This is a genomic window from Sulfurimonas sp. (assembly GCF_016744025.1).
Lineage (GTDB): Bacteria > Campylobacterota > Campylobacteria > Campylobacterales > Sulfurimonadaceae > Sulfurimonas.
Genome location: NZ_JADGFC010000220.1, coordinates 1 through 2,441 on the forward strand (window position 1 = coordinate 1; position 2,441 = coordinate 2,441).

Consider the following 2,441-nt stretch of genomic DNA (forward strand, 5'->3'; position numbering starts at 1 on the left):
TTTGGACAGTTTTTAGAGCTTTTTTATAATCCATTATAGAAATACCTTGGTTTCTTACCAATATACAGAAGTTTGCAAGGGTTTTCAAACCCCCCCCCCATATTTTTAATTAAGTCTAAAAATGATCTCTCTCACATATCATTAAGTTCGATGATATGATATTTTAATCTTTAAATCATAGTTTAACTCTATAGATGCTAAAATCTTTATTATTAAAAACGGAGTAGCATGTGAAAGAGTCTTCAGAAGTATTAGCAAGAAAATATCGTCCCTCAAACTTTGATGAGCTTATCGGTCAAGAGACTATAGCTCAGACTTTATCCCTTGCTCTAGATTCAAATAGACTCTCTCATGCTTACCTATTTTCAGGACTTCGTGGAAGTGGAAAAACTTCAACAGCCCGTATATTTGCTAAAGCTCTTATTTGTGAAGAGGGTATGTCACACCAACCATGTGGTGTTTGTCAAAACTGTATCTTAGCAGTAGAAAACCGTCATATGGATATAGTTGAAATGGACGCTGCATCTTCACGTAAGATAGATGATATTAGAGATCTTATAGAGCAGACAAAATATAAGCCTGCATCTGCAAGATATAAAATATTTATCATCGATGAAGTGCATATGCTTACTAAAGAAGCTTTTAACGCTTTGCTTAAGACTCTTGAAGAACCACCTGAATATGTAAAGTTCATCTTAGCTACAACAGATCCACTAAAACTTCCAGCTACAATTTTAAGTCGTACTCAACACTTTAGATTTAAATCTATTGCAACTAAAAAAGTTATAGACCATTTAGCACATATCCTAAACCTTGAAGAGATTCAATATGAAACAGATGCTTTAGAGATATTAGCAAGAAGTGGCAATGGAAGTTTAAGAGATACTCTTACTCTACTTGATCAAGCTATTATTTACTCTAGAAATCATGTAGATGTAAACACTGTTACAGATATGTTAGGACTAGTTGATCCTAAGTTCATCATGGATCTTTTTAGTGCAGTATTTGCAAAAGACTATGCTCGTCTTGTAGAATATACTCAAATACTTGAAGACTATGAAGCTGAGATGGTTGTTGATGAGTTAATAGCATACTTAAAAGAGCGTATGTACAATCAAGACGCACTTTTTTCTACTCTAGTCTTAGATAGATTTTTTAGGATTTTAAGTGATTCTAAGTCGCTATTTAGCATTAATGCTGATGGCTCTTTTGTACTATCTCTTGTCTTTTTCAAAATGGTTGAGGCTCTTCGAATCAAAGAAGTCGACCAGATGATAGAGTCTCTTCAAAAAGAGATTAAAAGACCTGAAATATCTAGTATAAATATAGAACCTGTTGCATCTGTGCAAACAGAGGCGCCACAGATGCAAGAGATTACTCAAGAAGAATTTGTTCAAGATGAGATGCCAATACAAGAAACTCATATTCCAGAAATGAAAGAAGAAGAAATTCCTGTAGTGGAAGCACCAGTAGAGTTGCCAAACCTATCTCTAAAGATGTTTAACGAACTTATTCCTGCTATTAAAGATAGAAATTCGGAACTTGGAGAGTGTTTTGATAAATCTATCAGTTTTATATCCTACGAGGATGAAGTTCTTACTTGGGAGAGTTGTGCCAATGAAGAGTGTAAAAAAACTTTAACTCATGGCTATTCTGCTATAAAACATCTTGTTCGTGAGACTTTTGGTTTTGAGACAAAAATCAAACACCAAGCTTGCACAAAAGAGATGGTCGAAAAAAAAAATGACATCCAACTAGTTGTTCCCCAGCAAGTAAAGATAGAACAACCTCAGATGCAACACGAGCAAAGTACTTCAATGGTAGAAGATGCTGAAATGGGAGGAAGTGCAAGTTGTGTAACTAACTGCTCTCCTGCTGAAAATGAAGTTAAAGAGGTTAGTGGAACTAATATAAAAGATGAGCCTATGGTTCAAAAAGCCATAGAGTTATTTGAAGCTACAAAAATAACTATTCAGTCTAAAATATAAACTTTACGAACTAAACTTTTTGTCTTGCTTCTTCGAGTTGAGATAGAGCCTGCTCATACTTATCACCTACAATATTCTCTTGTATTACAATCTTTTTTTTAGTATGTTTTAGTACAAATAAACTAATAGATGATATTGTAAAAACCATTGTAGTAGCTGATGGTATAATTAAGTCAAAATATTTATTCATTATTAACGCACTCAGGGTAATAACAATTGCTAAAATAGCTACAAATATATATGCAGTAAATTTTATATCTTTATTCCTTAGGATATCTCTTTCATCACAGAGGGTTTTAACTTTTAACTCTTGATATTCAGTATTCACATTTATGCCTTCATATATTCTAATTCATATTCCGCCAATTCCAACAACAAGTGCAATTTCCACCTAAATTAGCTAGCTAATCTTTTACTCATTTCACTGAAAAACACTTCATACGGAGTTTTGTA

The 2,441-nt window shown here is 33.3% G+C and carries 2 protein-coding genes; one reads left to right on the top strand and one right to left on the bottom strand.

Translation table 11 applies throughout. The features are described 5' to 3' along the window. The first annotated feature begins 230 nt into the window (after positions 1 to 230). Positions 231 to 1,988 carry a DNA polymerase III subunit gamma/tau gene (locus tag QZZ48_RS15410; RefSeq protein WP_294967141.1) on the top strand — a complete coding sequence of 586 codons (1,758 nt, stop codon included), beginning with the start codon at positions 231 to 233 and terminating at the stop codon, positions 1,986 to 1,988. Positions 1,989 to 1,998: 10 nt separating this feature from the next. Here QZZ48_RS15410 and QZZ48_RS15415 read toward each other — a convergent pair whose 3' ends face one another. Beyond that, positions 1,999 to 2,316, bottom strand: a complete 318-nt coding sequence (locus QZZ48_RS15415) for a hypothetical protein (protein WP_294967142.1) — start codon at positions 2,314 to 2,316, stop codon at positions 1,999 to 2,001. Positions 2,317 to 2,441: the final 125 nt, after the last annotated feature.